Below are 13,447 nucleotides of genomic sequence, written 5' to 3' on the forward strand. Positions count from 1 at the left end.
CCATCCGGGGGTCACACCCCATGGACAACCGGGGTGTGATCGGGTATGGCGGGCGGGTCGCTGCCGGGCGTGGGGGTGGGGGCTGTCTCCGGTGGTGGGGCTGCGCGGGTTATGCCTTGCGGCGTCGGCCGTCCGGGGTGCGGCTCGACTCGGAGCGGGGTGTTGCGGACGCCGGCCCGGTACACCCCCGCGGGCGCGTCAGTCCGGATCGAGCGCCGCCTCCTCGCCCAGCGCGGCCCGCAACGCCGCCGCCTCCTCGCCGATGCAGGCGAGGAAGGCGCCCATGGCGGGGGTCGGCGGCCGGTCCGCGAGGAGCGTGGTGCCCACCGTGCGGCGCACCGACTCCAGCGGCACCGGCAATACCGCGAGGCGGTCGTCACCGGTGACCACGAGTTCGGGCAGCGCCGCGATCATGTCGGTGCCGAGCAGCAGCGCACGTACCGTCAGGATCGAGGTGCACTCCACCCGGTCGGCCGGCAGGGCCAGCCCGTTGCGCAGGAACAGCTGGGCCAACTCGCTGCGCAGCGCCGTCTGTTCGAGCGGCAGGATCCACGGATGCGCGATCGTGTCGGCCAGCTCGCGCGCGCTGTCCAGGAGCGGGTGGCCGCGGCGCACGACCAGCCGGATCGGCTCGCGGTACAGCGCGGTCCGCCGGACCCGCCCGCCGTCCGCGGCCGGTCCCAACCGGCCCACCACGACATCGATCTCGCCGGCAAGCAGCTGCGGGTGCAGCACGTCGTGGGTGGCCTCGCGGACGATCACGGTGATCCCGGGCCGCTCCCGCTTGAGCGCGGACACCGCACGCGGCAGCAGCACGCTGGTCCCGGCGAGCAGGGTGCCGACGACGACCGTGCCGGTCTGGCCCTCGCGCAGGCTCGCGAGGTGGTCGCCGGCGCGCCGCACCTCGGCCAGGATCGCCCGTGCGTGTGCGACCAGGGCGGTGCCGTACAGGGTCGCGCTCATCCCGTGCGGGCCGCGCTCGAACAGCGGCACGCCGACCATCGTCTCCAGCTCGCGCAGCGTGCGGGTGGCGGCGGGCTGGGTCAGGTGCAACGCCTCGGCCGCGCGGCTGACTCCCCCGTGCTCGGCGATCGCCGTGATCAGGGTCAGGTGGCGAAACTTCAGCCGTCCGTCGAGCAGGTCCACGCGGGCTCCCGTACCGATTCGGTGCTGCGTCCCCCCGACAGGACGCATACCTGTTTGGTGATGCCATGGCGCCGGATCGGCATTGGATGGACATGCACCGGCGCAGCCATCATGCACGTGGCGACGGCTTCTTGACGAGCCGCCGCCGTGGCCGCACGAGCGCGCGAGCGGCCCCGGGCGGATCGACGCGCGGTGGCATCGGAGCTTCCGGAGCCGCCGGGTCGGGCCACTCGCCGAATGTGCCCCTCGCCGGATGTACGAGTCGCCGGCGAGGCGGTCACGGGTCGACGGCGCGATCGGGGATTCCGTTCGTGTCGTGCCCCGCGAAGGCGCGTGCCGCGTCCCCGCCCGGCGCCGTCGCCGCCGGTCGTGTACTTCCCCGTCATCGTCCCGGTCGGAAGGTTCGTCAGATGCGCCGCACTCCCCTCCTCCGCAACGGCACCGGCAGATACGGCAGATCGAGCGCACTGGCGGTGGCCGCCCTGGTGGCGCTCACCGCCGGTACCTACGCGGGCGCCCCACGCGCCGGCTCCCCCGCCGCCGGCTCCCCGCACCGCACCGCGACCGCCGCGGGCGCCGCCGGCACCGATCCGAACATCCCGTCGGTCTGCCAGGAGCGTCGCCCGCGGGCGGCGGATCCGAACGCGTACGGCATGCAGCTCGACGGCTCGTTCCTGGCCCCGGCGTCCACCCCGCTCGACGAGGAGAACCCGCACCCCTTCCCGGGCCGGCGCGCCGACTACGACGGCCGGCAGTACGTGAAGAACATGACCGTCGAAGCCGCCTACGAGGGCTACGACTTCACCCCGGACTTCTTCCACACCTGGCAGAACATCGTCGACTTCGACGGCCGCCGCTACATGTTCCAGTACGACCGCTCCGAGGGCCGCGTCTACGACATCACCGACGTCAAGCACGTCACGGTGGTGGAGAAGATGTCCCGGGAGGACGTCGGCGGCGACGAGTCGAAGGCCAACGGGACCTGGGCGGCCGGGGATTACTGGGGCGCGTCCACGATCCAGTGGAACGAGCGGCTGCGCTCCTACGTGATGGTGCAGTCCTTCGAGGACAAGCGCCAGATCACCGAACTCGGCGACGAGCCGGGCAAGGACAAGTACGGCAACCCCGAGGGCGTGGCAAAGTTGCGCGCCAAGCCCGGACTCAAGGGTTTCAAGGTGTATCGCCTGAACGGTCCCCGCAAGGCCGATTGGCAGCTGATCTCGACCGTCAGCACCGACTCGACCCAGCCGGATGCGCTGCACAGCGACCCGAACCGGCCGCAGCAGGGCTCCGGTTCGCTGGACGTGCCGTACTGGGACGGCGGCAGGTACATGTTCATCGCGGTCGCGCCGAACGACACGTACGCCAACACCGAATACCCGACCAACCTGCACTCGGCCGGCTACCAGTCCTACGACATGTCCGACCCGAGCACGCCGAAGCTTTTGGACACCTGGCACCTGCCCGGACAGGTCACCGGCGAGGACGAGGCGTACGCGCGCAATCCGCGCTGCGGGAACCGGACCAGCTGGCTGGGCGCGCGGATGTCGCTGTTCGTGCCCACGCCGGTGGAGCACGGCGGTCGGTACGGCTTCGCCGTGCAGGGCGGCCTGGGCATGACCGTCCTGGACATCTCCGACCCGGCCCGGATGCGCCAGGTGGGGCACGTGGACCTGCCGCCGTCGGTGGCGGGTACCGAGGGCGACAACATCGACGTGTCGCAGTTCCGGCGCACCGGGATGATCTACGTCTCCGGCTATCCGCTGACCGAGGACTGCTACGAGCCCTACAAGCCGATCTACCAGATCGACGCGCGCGACCCGGCCAGCCCCCGGATCGTCGGGCAACTGCCGCGTCCGACCCCGCCGAAGTCGGCCGGGATCACCGACTATTGCCAGCGCCGGGGCAGCTTCGGGCCCAAGCGCACCGGCTACTACACCAACCCGGGCCGGCACGACGACGGCACGCTCGTCTACGGCTTCTACAACGCGGGCGCCCAGGTCTTCGACGTGAAGAACCCGGCCCGGCCGGAGATCGAGGCGTACTTCGTGCCCAAGGCGTTCGGCACCAAGACCCGGGACTGGCCGACCGAGGACGGCACGTTCCCGGAGTGGGCGATGGGCAATCAGACGCACGGCGTCTACGTCGAGTGGGACCGCAACGTGGTGTGGGTGCTGACCAATCACGGCATCTACGCGCTGTCCGCGAAGGACGTGCTGGGCAAGCCGAACCTGGGCCGGCCGAAGGAGCCGTTCCGCAACAGCGTTTCCTGAGCGACGGGTTCGGCCGCTCGGCGTCCGCTCGGGACGCCGAGCGGCCGGCCCGGCTCACCCGGTGCGGGCGTCGGGCTCGTCCTCGTCGTCCTGGTCCGGGCCGCAGACCGCGTCGAAGAACGCCTCCTGGTCGTCCTCGGTGCGGGCGCGGAAGACGATCATCGTGCCGTCGTGCCGGCCGAGCAGGTCGGGACCGGCGAACCAGCGGACCCGGTTGCCGGCCGGCTCCCCCTCGGGGTAGCCCGGGAAGGCCAACTCCCGCATCGTCTCGGGGAGCAGGTCGAGGTCGTCCGCGTCGAGCTCGACCGCCTCGACCAGGTCGTCGTCGAACAGCAGCGTCTCGGACAGCACGATCTCCACGGCCGCGAGCGAGAACCGGTGCAGCCAGGGGCTCCACGGCTCCTCGACCGGCTCGGCCATGCTGAAACTCACCAACACCTCGGGGTCGTCGCCGTCCGGCCGCACGCCCCACCACGCCACGCCCTGGTTCTCCTCGCGAAAGACCAGCAGGCCGTCCTCCACGTAGAGCTTGTCGGGCGGCAGCAGCACGTCGTGATTGCTCGTCAGGTCCGCCCGCCGACCCAGGAGTTCGTACAGCTCGCGGAGCGCGGCCGGCAGCGGGACGCCCAGTCGCGCCGCGCTCGCGTCCAGTTCCGCCGGGGTGTACCCGTCGGCGGGCCCGATCGCCCGGCCCCGGTCGGCGGCGAAGGCGCGAACGAACTCCCAGGCGCCGGCCCGATCGGCGAGCGCGGCGGGCAGTGCCGCGTGGATGTCGAAGGTCATGGCCGGACGCTACCGCGTCCCGGGCACCCGTCCCCGGTGCAGATCCACCACCGCGACGACGAACGCGGCGAGCACGAACGCCACCGACACCACCAGGCCGTGCCGCAGCGGCCCGGCCCAGTCCCGGCCCTGGTCGGCGGCCAGTCGGGAGAAGAAGATCGAGCCGACCGCCGCGATGCCCATCGCCGAGCCGATCCGCTGCCCGGTCTGCAACACCCCGCCCGCGCTGCCGCCCTGCGCCGGCGGCACCCGGGCCAGGGTCAGCGTCTGGTTGGGCGAGATCACCAGCCCGCTGCCCACCCCCGCGAACGCCAACGGCGCCACCAGGACCCAACCGATATCGCGCCCGGGTACCTCGTACACCCCCACGATCGCCCCGCCGAGGCCGACCGCAACCATCAGCAGCCCGCCGGTCACCAGCGCGAGCCCGTACCGGTTCACCAGGTGTCCGCCGATCGATGCGCCGACCGCGGAGCCGACCGCGAACGGGGTGATCGCAAGTCCGGCGAGCAGCGCGCTGTAGCCGAGGCCGGACTGGAGATAGAGGGTGAAAACAAAGAAGATCGAGGTGAATCCGGCGAAGTAGAACAACATCACCAACAACCCGAGCGTGTACGACCGGACCCGGAACAGGGCCAGGTCGACCACCGGATTGCGGCCGACCCGGGTCTGGTGGATCTCCCAGCGCACGAAGACCGCCAGGAACACCGCCGCGATCGGGATCAGGAGCCACTTGGTCGAGCCCTGCCACTGGCGTTCCTCGACCAGCGGCAGCAGCAACAGCAGCACGCCGCAGCCGAGCAGGAGCACCCCGACCGGATCGAGGTCGCGCAGACAGGCACGGTTCTCGTGGTCCGGTCCCGGCAGCAGCCGCCGGGCCAGGACGAGGGCCAGCACGCCGATCGGGAGGTTGACGTAGAACACCCAGCGCCAGCCCTCCTCGGCGCCGGCCGCCTTGATGATCAGGCCGCCCAGGAGCGGGCCGACCGCGGTGGAGATGCCGATCACGGTGCCGAACATGCCGAACGCACGGCCACGTTCGTGGCCGGCGAACATCTTCTGGATGAGCGCGGACACCTGCGGGGTGAGGATGCCGCCCGCGATGCCCTGGAGCAGTCGGGCCAGCACCAGCCACAACGACGTCTGCGCGGCGCCGCACAGCGCGCTCGCGGCGGTGAACAGGGCCAGGCCGGTCATGAACATCATCCGGCGCCCGCGCGCGTCGCCGATCCGGCCGGCCGGCACCAGGACCAGGCCGAAGGTCAGCGCGTAGCCGGACAGCACCCACTGCACGTCGCTCTCCGACGCGCCCAGGCCCGCCCGGATCGACGGCAGCGCGACGTTGACGATCGACACGTCGAGGAGGGTGATGAACCCCGCGATCAGACAGACCCCGAGCGCCTGCCACCGATGCGGGTCGGGCGCATCGTGCGTCACGCTCCCACGCCCCTTCTCGGCCGCTCCCGCACGGCCACCCCGTCGGCGACCATCCGAGGGACGATGCCCACATCCCCCGGGGCCAAGGCGCCCGCCCGGGTGACCCCATCGCCAGGGCGCGGGTCAGTAGCCCAGCGTCACCGCGACGGGCAGGTGATCGGAGGCCTTCGACGGCGGTGCCTCCACGGCGAGCACCCGCAACCTCGGGTCGACGAGCACCTGGTCGATCTCGCGCCGGGGCCGATCCGCGGGATAGGTGCGCACCGGCCGTACCCGGGCCAGGCCGTCCACCAGCCCGCGCGCGGTGAACGCCCGCACCTGCGGGCTGTCCACGGCCGCGTTCAGGTCGCCGAGCACGGTCACCGGCACCGCCTCGCGCTCGGCCAGGCCGGTCGCGAACGCGGCGGCGCGGTCCGCCTGCCGCTGCGGCACCTCGTCGTCCGCGTCCTGGAGGTGGGTGGCCACGAACCCGAGCCGTTTGCCGGGTGCCGCCTCGACCACCACGCCCAGCGCCTGCGCGCCGGTGGGCGCGCCGCCGGCCGGGAGCGCGATCGACTCCAGGTGCCGGATCGGCTTGCGGGTGAGTACCGCGTCGCCCCACTGCGGGTCGGCGGCGGGCGCGAACCGGTAGGGCAGGTCGAGCCGCCGGGCGAGCAGGGTCAGGACGTCGTGGCCGCCGTTGAGGAACCAGGCCCGGTCCACCTCGTTGAGCAGCAGCACGTCGGGGTGCAGCGCCCGGATCGTGTCGGCCGTGCGATCCGGGTCGAACCGTCCGTCGAGGCCGTAGCCCATCCGGATGTTGTACGTGACGACCCGCAGCGTCCCGGCCGCCGCGTCCGGCACCGGCGCCGAGCCGGGGCCCGGGCGCAGGCCGAAGGCGGCCAACGCGAGCAGGACCGGGAACACGGTGGCGAAGGCGAGCGGGAGGTGCAGGCGTTCGGCCCGCTCGGACAGGGAGGGCGGGGGCGCGACGCGGTCCGTCTTGCGGGTGGGCGTGCCGGGTGGGGTGGGCGCCCCCGGGCGGCCGGCGGAGGGCTTGGGGGTGGGCTTGGCGCCGGGGCGGGTGCCGGGTTTGCGGCCGGGGCGTTGCGGCGAGCGGCCGGCGCGGGTGCGGGCGCCGAGCGGGACGTCGGATCGGGGGCCGTTGGAGCCGGCGGCGTGTGCGACGGTGCGCCCACGGGCTCGGGTGTGGGGTTGGGTTTGTGTTTGGCTTTGGGCTTGGGCTTGGGCACGGGCCGGGGCGGCCGGGGTATCCGGCTCGGCCCGCGTGGGCGCGCGCAGGTCGCGGATCGCCGCCGTGCCCGCGACGACCACGATCGCCACCACGCCCAGGAGCAGCACCCGGCCGCGGGCCAGGACGCCGATCTCGATGTCGTAGCGGGCGTAGTGCAGGAAGGTCAGCGCGAAGAAGCCGACCATGCTCCAGGCCGGCGCCCACCGCACCTCGGCGCGTATTCGCCCGGCGGCGTCGCCCAGGACCAGGCCCAGGCCCAGCACGCCCACCGCCTGCCACGCCGCCGCGCCGGTCGGGGCCAGGCCGACGATCCCGTCGTGCGCGCTCGTCTCCAGGTAGCCCGCGCCGATCACGCCCGCGACGACCAGCGCCAGGCCGACGGGCAGCACCCGGACGCCGCGCAGCCGCGACACGGGCACCGCGAGCGCCCAGGCGGCGACCAGGACCGGTACGCCCCACCGGGGTTCGCCGGCCGCCGCGTGCCCGACGCCGACGTTGCCGAACAACACGCCGGTCAGGAACAACACGGGACCGAACACGGCCCACAACACCGGCGCGGGCGCGGGGGTGGTGGGCGCCTGGATCCACACCTGGCCGGCCACGAACAACACGGCCAGGACGCCCAGTACGGCCCAGCCGCGCCAGACCTCCAGCCACATCGGGTCGAGCGTGCCCAGCCCGGCGTGCAGCGCCACCGCCGCAGCGAGGCCGGCCGGCACCGCGACGCCGGCGTCCCACCCGGTGTGCGCGACCGCGACCAGCCAGCACAGCGCGGCGACCAGGGCCAGGCAGGCCAGGTAGAGCTGCCGGTCGCCGCCGTCGGTGAACTGCGTCCACAGCCGCACCATCACCATGGCGACGCCGGCCACGACCGCGACCGGCCGACCGCCGACCCGGCGACACAGCGGCACCACCGCGAAGGCGGCCACGAACCAGGCGATGGCGAACAGGCCCAATTGGGCCGCGGAGGTCGACCCGGCGTCCCCGTACACGGTGATCAGCGACGGTAGCCACACCCGCAGGATGTCGACCGTAAAGACGATTCCCAGAGCGATCACGATCATCGGCACGCGCAACCCCCGTCTCGATGGCGGGGTCAGCATAGAGCGGCGAATTGCGCCCGGGAGGGGACTCTCGACGATCCGTCGACGGCGCGTTCAGGCCCGGGTGAGTCGGGCCGCCTCGGCGAGTACGGTCAGCACGGCGGCGATGCCCTCGCGCACCTCGGGGTCGGCGATCAGGCCGTCGGGGTCGATCCCGTCGCGGGCCACGCCCAGGCGTACGCAGGCCGCGTCGACCACGTCGGCCCCGGTGTACCCGAGCACTGTGCGCAGCGACTCGTGCGCCTTGGCCGCGCCGCCGGGGTTGGTCGAGGCGTTGATCCAGCCGACCGGCTTGTCGCTGGTCTCGACGCCGCCGACGGTCCAGTCGAGCAGGTTCTTGAACGAGCCGGGCAGCGCGCCGGCGTACTCGGGCGTGGAGAACAACACCGCGTCGGCGCCCTCGATCGCGGCGCGCAGCGCGAGGACGGCCGGCGGCAACGGCTCGTGGTCGTCGTCGGGGTTGAAGTGCGGCAGCTCGGCGAGGCCGGGAAAGACGACGGCGTCGACCCCTTCCGGCGCGACCACGGAAGCAGTCCGCACCACCGCGGAGTTGGTGGACTCCGCACGAAGCGACCCACTGATCACGAGCACCCGACGATTCGCTGTCATGGCCGGTCAAGGTAGCACCGCGCGGACTTTGCTCGCCCGACGCCGCAGGTCGGCGGCATCGGTGCCGTGGCCGCGGTGCGCCGGTATTAACCTCACCCCATGAACACGCCGGTCGAGAACGTCGCCGAGGCGCTGCGCGCGCTCGGTGCCACGGGTGGGATCCGCGCCTTCGCCGAGACGGTGCCGACCGCGGCGGCGGCCGCGGAGGTACTGGGCTGCGAGGTGGGCGCGATCGCCAACAGCCTGATCTTTTCCGCCGACGGGCGACCGCTCCTGGTGGTCACCAGCGGGGCGCACCGGGTCGACACCCGCGTGGTGGCCCGGCTGCTGGGCGTGCGCAAGGTACGGCGCGCCGACCCGGAGTTCGTCCTCGCCGCGACCGGCCAGGAGGTCGGCGGGGTGGCCCCGGTGGGTCATCCGCAGCCGATCCGCACGCTGATCGACACGTGGTTGGACAAGCACGAGGTGGTCTGGGCCGGTGCGGGCGACCACAACCACATGTATCCGACGACGTACGCGGAGTTGCTGCGGATGACGGGTGGGCAGGCGGCGGACGTCGAGGCGTGATCAGCGCGGCCGGCGCACGATCGTCTCCCAGTGGGCCCAGCGGCCTGCCGGCGGGTCCAGTCGCGGGCTGTATTCGGCGCGCAGGGGCAGGACCGGCTCGAAGTCGGCCAACAGCGCCTCCAGTTCGGCCCGGCCGTAGTAGTGCACGACGAGTCCCGCCTTGAAGCCCTCCAGGTAGCGGAAGGTCCGCCCCCCGTCGGGGTGTTCGTCCAAGACCTCGTGCGCGTCGACCGCCTCGGTCTCGGCGGAGGCGGTGCGCAGCGCGAACAGCCCGCCGGGGGCCACCCGTTCCAGCGAACCGCGCACCATGTCCCGGGCGGCGGCGCGGGTGCCGTGCTGGTGCACCTGAATGCCGACCACGAGGTCGTATCGCCGCCCCGGCGGCAGATCGTCCTGGGTGCCGTGCACCAACGGCACCCCCGGCTCCCGCAGCGCCAGTTGCTCCAGCGCGATCCGGGACGGATCGACCCCGACCAGATCCAGCCCACCGCGCCGCAGCGGAATCAGGTTCCGCCCGTTGCCGCACCCGATCTCCACCCCCGAGACCCCCGGCACCGCCACCTCCAGGATCCGCGCCGTGAACGCGTCGGGCTCGGCGTCGGCGTACATCCCGTCCGCGTAGGCGTCGTCCCAAAACTCCACGGCGATCCGGTGCGCGTCCATGTGGTCAGGCCAACTCCCCTACGAATCTGCCCAGTTGGGTCAGGTTGCGACACTCGATCAGGGCGATGTGGCGGGCGTACACGCCGGCGATCGAGTCTCCGGTGTCCCAGTCGCGCTCGGGCTCCGGGTTGAGCCACCAGGCGTGCCGCGCCGGGGCGACCATCGCCTCCAGGGCGGACAGGGCCGGGTCCTGGTAGTTGTTGCGGGCGTCGCCCAGGATCAGGAGGGAGGTCTTGGGGCCGATCACGTCGCCGTAGTGCTCGACGAAGACCTTGAAGGCGTGTCCGTAGTCGCTGTGTCCGCTCAGCCGCACCAGGTTCGCCTCGGCGGTCAGCCGGCGCATCGCCTCGCCCACGTCGCCGCCGGGCCGTTCGAAGAAGCGGGTCACCTCGTCCAGCGTGTCGATGAACGCGAACACCCGCACTCGGGCGAACTGCTCACGCAGTGCGTAGGCGAGCAGCAGGGTGAAGTGGGCGAACGAGGCGACCGATTCGCTGGCGTCGCACAGCACCACCAACTCGGGCTTGTGCGGTCGGCGCGGCCGGTGTCGGGTGGTCAGCGGCACGCCACCGGTGGACAACGACGCGCGCACCGTCCGGCGGAAGTCCAATCGGCCGCTGCGGCCCGCACGTTGTCGGACGGTCAGTCGGGTGGCCAGGCGCTGCGCGAGGGGTTGCACCTCGCGGCGCAGCGCCACCAGGTCGGCCCGGCTCGCGCGCAGGATGTCAAGGTTCTCCACGGCCGGCCGCACCGCCGTCTCGGCGACCCGTTCGATGCCGCGTTCCTCGGCGAGGCGACGGCGTACGTCGGCCAGGATGTGCGCGTTCAGCCGATCCACCCGGGCCTGGATCATCCGCCGGGCGTTGCGTTCGGCGACCCCGCCGGGGAGTTGCCCGCCCAGTACCGCGCGCAGCAGGCCGGCCATCAGCGTCTTGGGGTCGAGCGCCCGGCCGACCAGCTGTGCGGACCACGAGGATCCCGATGCGCCCTGGAAGCCGGCGAACCGGCCGACCGCCTCGCGGGCCAGCGCGCGCAGCGCGATCTCGTCGTCGGTGAGCAGGAGTTCGCGCAGCCGGTCGCGGAATGCCTCGGCATCGGCGGCGTCGGTGTCCGGGGCGGGGGCATCCGGGGCGGGGGCGCTGTCGGCCGGCGCCGCCGCCGGTGGTTGCGGCATCTGCTCCGGGCTCTTCGGGCTCTCCCCGAGCGGGAACCACAGCTCGAAGAGGGTGTCGAAGACCGGCCGATGGGTGTGGCGTTTGACCAGCGACGCGGCGTAGGCGGCGCGCAGCGTCTCGCGGTCGGCGAGGTCGAGCACGGTCAACGCGCGTGCGGCGTCGAGCCCTTCGGCGAGCGACACCGGCAACCCGCCGTACCGCAGCGCCCGGACGAACCCGGTGTGTCGATCCAGCAGCGACATCGGCGGTCAGCCGCCGAGGCCGGGCAGGCCGAGTTCCTTCGCGGCCCGCGTGTGGTCGGCGACGTGCTTGAGCACGACGCCGAGGGTGCGCGCGATGGTCTCCTCGTCCAGGTCGTCGGCTTCGAGGGCGAGCAGCGTGTGGGCCCAGTCCAGGCTCTCCGCGATGGACGGCGCCTTCTTGAGTTCGAGGGCACGCAGCGAGGCGACGGTGCGGACCACCTGTTCGGCCAGGTGCGCGCGGATCCCGGGCACCCGGGTGAGCACGATGTCGCGCTCGCGCTCCGGCGTCGGGTAGTCGATGTAGAGGTAGAGGCAGCGGCGCTTGAGCGCCTCGCTCAGCTCGCGGGTGGCGTTGGAGGTGAGCACCACGAACGGGCGCTGCGAGGCGGTGATGGTGCCCAGTTCGGGGATGGTGACCTGGAAGTCGGACAGCACCTCCAGGAGCAGCCCCTCGACCTCGACGTCGGCTTTGTCGGTCTCGTCGATCAGCAGCACGGTGGGCTCGTCCCGGCGGATCGCGGTGAGCAGCGGGCGGGCGAGCAGGAACTCCTCGGCGAAGATGCCGGCGCGCGCCTCGTCCCAGCCGTCCACTCCGGCCTGGATGCGCAGGAGTTGTTTGCGGTAGTCCCACTCGTACAGCGCCCGGGACTCGTCCAGGCCCTCGTAGCACTGGAGTCGGATCAGCGCCGAGGAGGTGGCCGCCGCGACCGCCTTGGCCAACTCGGTCTTGCCCACCCCCGCCGGTCCCTCGATCAGCAGCGGTTTGCCCAGCGCGTCGGCCAGGAAAACGGCGGTGGCGATGCCGGGGTCGGTCAGGTAGTCGACCGCGCCGAGCCGGGTACGGGCGTCCTCGGGCGAGGCGAACATCGTCATCGTGGTGCACTCCTCGCGGGCGATCGCGGCCGGCCGGTGTGCCGGGTCCGGCGCCGGCCGCCCCCTCAAGTTACAAGAGGGGCCGGTCGGCGGGATACGAGCGGGGCCCGGTGGGCTCCGCCACGCCCTCCGACGTGACTGACGTGGCGTCACATGACCGATTCTTGACGCCGATCACACCGTGCGTAGGGAGTTCCCCGGTCCCTTTCCGACCTCGGGTTCCTAGCATCGAAGCATGGACATCGCGGTGGGTTTCGTCATCGGGATCGTGGTCGCCATGCTCATCGTGGTGGCCAAGGGCGCACGAGTGGTACAGCAGTACGAACGCGGGGTGGTGTTCCGGCTCGGCCGGGTCAGGCAGCGGGTCCGCCAGCCCGGATTCCACGTGATCGTGCCGTTCTTCGACCGGATGCGGAAGGTCAACATCCAGATCATCACGATGCCCATCCCGGCGCAGGAGGGCATCACCCGGGACAACGTGACGGTGCGGGTGGACGCGGTCGTCTACTTCCGGGTGCACGACCCCGCGCGGGCCATCGTCGAGGTGCAGAACCACGTGTTCGCGATCGAGCAGGTGGCGCAGACCTCGCTGCGCTCGATCATCGGCAAGAGCGACCTGGACGACCTGCTCTCCAACCGCGAGGAACTGCACCGGGGCCTCGCCCTGATGATCGACAGCCCGGCGGTGGGCTGGGGTGTGGAGATCGACCGGGTCGAGCTCAAGGATGTACAGCTGCCCGAGTCGATGAAGCGCTCGATGTCGCGCCAGGCCGAGGCGGAGCGCGAGCGGCGCTCGCGGATCATCACCGCCGACGGCGAGTTCCAGGCGTCCAAGAAACTCGCGGCGGCGGCCGACGAGATGTCCCAGTCGCCGGCCGCGCTGCAACTGCGGCTGCTGCAGACGGTGGTCGAGGTGGCCGCGGAGAAGAACTCGACGCTGGTGATGCCCTTCCCGGTGGAGATGTTGCGCTTCTTCGAGAACTTCCCGAACGGCGGGGGCGGGCCGGAGCCGCGCGATCCGGCGGTGGCGCGGGCCGCGGTGAAGGCGGTCGCGCAGGCCGCGGCGCGGGTCGCGGACGGGGGCGAGGAGCGGGACGAGAGCAGGGGCGGGGAAGGGTCCGCGGACGAGCGCGCCGCGGCGGTCGCGGCCTCGGCCTCGGCGCCGGCGGATGAGGGTCGACCGGTGACGGCGGTGGTGCCGGCCGTACCGCCGATGCCGCCCGCGCCCCGGGTTCCGCCGGTGCCCGCCGCGCCGCCGATCGTGCCGCCCGCCGCGCCGCCGGTAAAGCCCCGGCAAGATGAGGGGTTTCCACCCTCCGACCACGGCTGACCCGCTGCTAAC

At 72.5% G+C, this 13,447-nt stretch carries 11 protein-coding genes; 3 read left to right on the forward strand and 8 right to left on the reverse strand.

Features of this window, described 5'->3' with window-relative positions:
* Positions 1 to 198: 198 nt before the first annotated feature.
* Positions 199 to 1,146: a LysR substrate-binding domain-containing protein gene (locus tag ACWGR4_RS09700; protein WP_379998466.1), complete on the reverse strand. Its 948-nt coding sequence runs from the start codon at positions 1,144 to 1,146 to the stop codon at positions 199 to 201.
* A 410-nt stretch (positions 1,147 to 1,556) separates the two neighbouring features.
* Here ACWGR4_RS09700 and ACWGR4_RS09705 point away from each other — a divergent pair, with 410 nt between their 5' ends.
* Positions 1,557 to 3,419: an LVIVD repeat-containing protein gene (locus ACWGR4_RS09705; protein ID WP_452133873.1), complete on the forward strand. Its 1,863-nt coding sequence runs from the start codon at positions 1,557 to 1,559 to the stop codon at positions 3,417 to 3,419.
* Between the two features lie 54 nt (positions 3,420 to 3,473).
* Here the strand turns inward: ACWGR4_RS09705 and ACWGR4_RS09710 are convergent, their stop codons facing one another.
* The 4 genes from ACWGR4_RS09710 to ACWGR4_RS09725 form a co-directional block, all read right to left on the reverse strand.
* Positions 3,474 to 4,202 (reverse strand): SMI1/KNR4 family protein, encoded by a 729-nt coding sequence (locus ACWGR4_RS09710; protein ID WP_452130734.1) that lies wholly within the window; start codon positions 4,200 to 4,202, stop codon positions 3,474 to 3,476.
* A gap of 9 nt (positions 4,203 to 4,211) precedes the next feature.
* Positions 4,212 to 5,639 carry an MFS transporter gene (locus ACWGR4_RS09715; protein ID WP_452130733.1) on the reverse strand — a complete coding sequence of 476 codons (1,428 nt, stop codon included), beginning with the start codon at positions 5,637 to 5,639 and terminating at the stop codon, positions 4,212 to 4,214.
* A 123-nt stretch (positions 5,640 to 5,762) separates the two neighbouring features.
* Entirely contained in the window at positions 5,763 to 7,937 is a 2,175-nt protein-coding gene (locus ACWGR4_RS09720; RefSeq protein WP_452130732.1) for an endonuclease/exonuclease/phosphatase family protein, read from the reverse strand.
* 93 nt (positions 7,938 to 8,030) lie between these two features.
* Positions 8,031 to 8,585 (reverse strand): NADPH-dependent FMN reductase, encoded by a 555-nt coding sequence (locus ACWGR4_RS09725; protein ID WP_452130731.1) that lies wholly within the window; start codon positions 8,583 to 8,585, stop codon positions 8,031 to 8,033.
* Positions 8,586 to 8,684: 99 nt separating this feature from the next.
* On the opposite strand from ACWGR4_RS09725, the gene ACWGR4_RS09730 reads away from it, so the two are divergent.
* Positions 8,685 to 9,152: a YbaK/EbsC family protein gene (locus tag ACWGR4_RS09730; RefSeq protein WP_379998478.1), complete on the forward strand. Its 468-nt coding sequence runs from the start codon at positions 8,685 to 8,687 to the stop codon at positions 9,150 to 9,152.
* On the opposite strand, the gene ACWGR4_RS09735 is transcribed toward ACWGR4_RS09730, so the two are convergent.
* Genes ACWGR4_RS09735 through ACWGR4_RS09745 form a run of 3 tightly spaced genes read right to left on the reverse strand, consistent with a single transcriptional unit; the run spans position 9,153 to position 12,099 of the window.
* The gene (locus tag ACWGR4_RS09735; protein ID WP_452130730.1) at positions 9,153 to 9,815 is read right to left on the reverse strand and encodes a class I SAM-dependent methyltransferase; all 663 of its coding nucleotides are present in this window, start codon (positions 9,813 to 9,815) and stop codon (positions 9,153 to 9,155) included.
* A gap of 4 nt (positions 9,816 to 9,819) precedes the next feature.
* Complete coding sequence (locus ACWGR4_RS09740) at positions 9,820 to 11,232, reverse strand: vWA domain-containing protein (protein WP_452130729.1); 1,413 nt, start codon at positions 11,230 to 11,232, stop codon at positions 9,820 to 9,822.
* A 6-nt stretch (positions 11,233 to 11,238) separates the two neighbouring features.
* Positions 11,239 to 12,099, reverse strand: a complete 861-nt coding sequence (locus ACWGR4_RS09745) for an AAA family ATPase (protein ID WP_201261004.1) — start codon at positions 12,097 to 12,099, stop codon at positions 11,239 to 11,241.
* 241 nt (positions 12,100 to 12,340) lie between these two features.
* On the opposite strand from ACWGR4_RS09745, the gene ACWGR4_RS09750 reads away from it, so the two are divergent.
* On the forward strand, positions 12,341 to 13,435 hold the full coding sequence (locus ACWGR4_RS09750) for a slipin family protein (RefSeq protein WP_452130728.1): 1,095 nt from the start codon (positions 12,341 to 12,343) through the stop codon (positions 13,433 to 13,435).
* Positions 13,436 to 13,447: the final 12 nt, after the last annotated feature.

It is taken from the genome of Embleya sp. NPDC055664, assembly GCF_053618075.1.

Coding starts and splice junctions, on each gene's coding strand:
- ACWGR4_RS09730 (WP_379998478.1), top strand. CDS start 8,685: ATGAACACGCCGGTCGAGAACGTCGCCGAGGCGCTGCGCGCGCTCGGT.
- ACWGR4_RS09705 (WP_452133873.1), top strand. CDS start 1,557: ATGCGCCGCACTCCCCTCCTCCGCAACGGCACCGGCAGATACGGCAGA.
- ACWGR4_RS09745 (WP_201261004.1), bottom strand. CDS start 12,099: ATGTTCGCCTCGCCCGAGGACGCCCGTACCCGGCTCGGCGCGGTCGAC.
- ACWGR4_RS09710 (WP_452130734.1), bottom strand. CDS start 4,202: ATGACCTTCGACATCCACGCGGCACTGCCCGCCGCGCTCGCCGATCGG.
- ACWGR4_RS09725 (WP_452130731.1), bottom strand. CDS start 8,585: ATGACAGCGAATCGTCGGGTGCTCGTGATCAGTGGGTCGCTTCGTGCG.
- ACWGR4_RS09740 (WP_452130729.1), bottom strand. CDS start 11,232: ATGTCGCTGCTGGATCGACACACCGGGTTCGTCCGGGCGCTGCGGTAC.
- ACWGR4_RS09750 (WP_452130728.1), top strand. CDS start 12,341: ATGGACATCGCGGTGGGTTTCGTCATCGGGATCGTGGTCGCCATGCTC.
- ACWGR4_RS09720 (WP_452130732.1), bottom strand. CDS start 7,937: ATGATCGTGATCGCTCTGGGAATCGTCTTTACGGTCGACATCCTGCGG.
- ACWGR4_RS09735 (WP_452130730.1), bottom strand. CDS start 9,815: ATGGACGCGCACCGGATCGCCGTGGAGTTTTGGGACGACGCCTACGCG.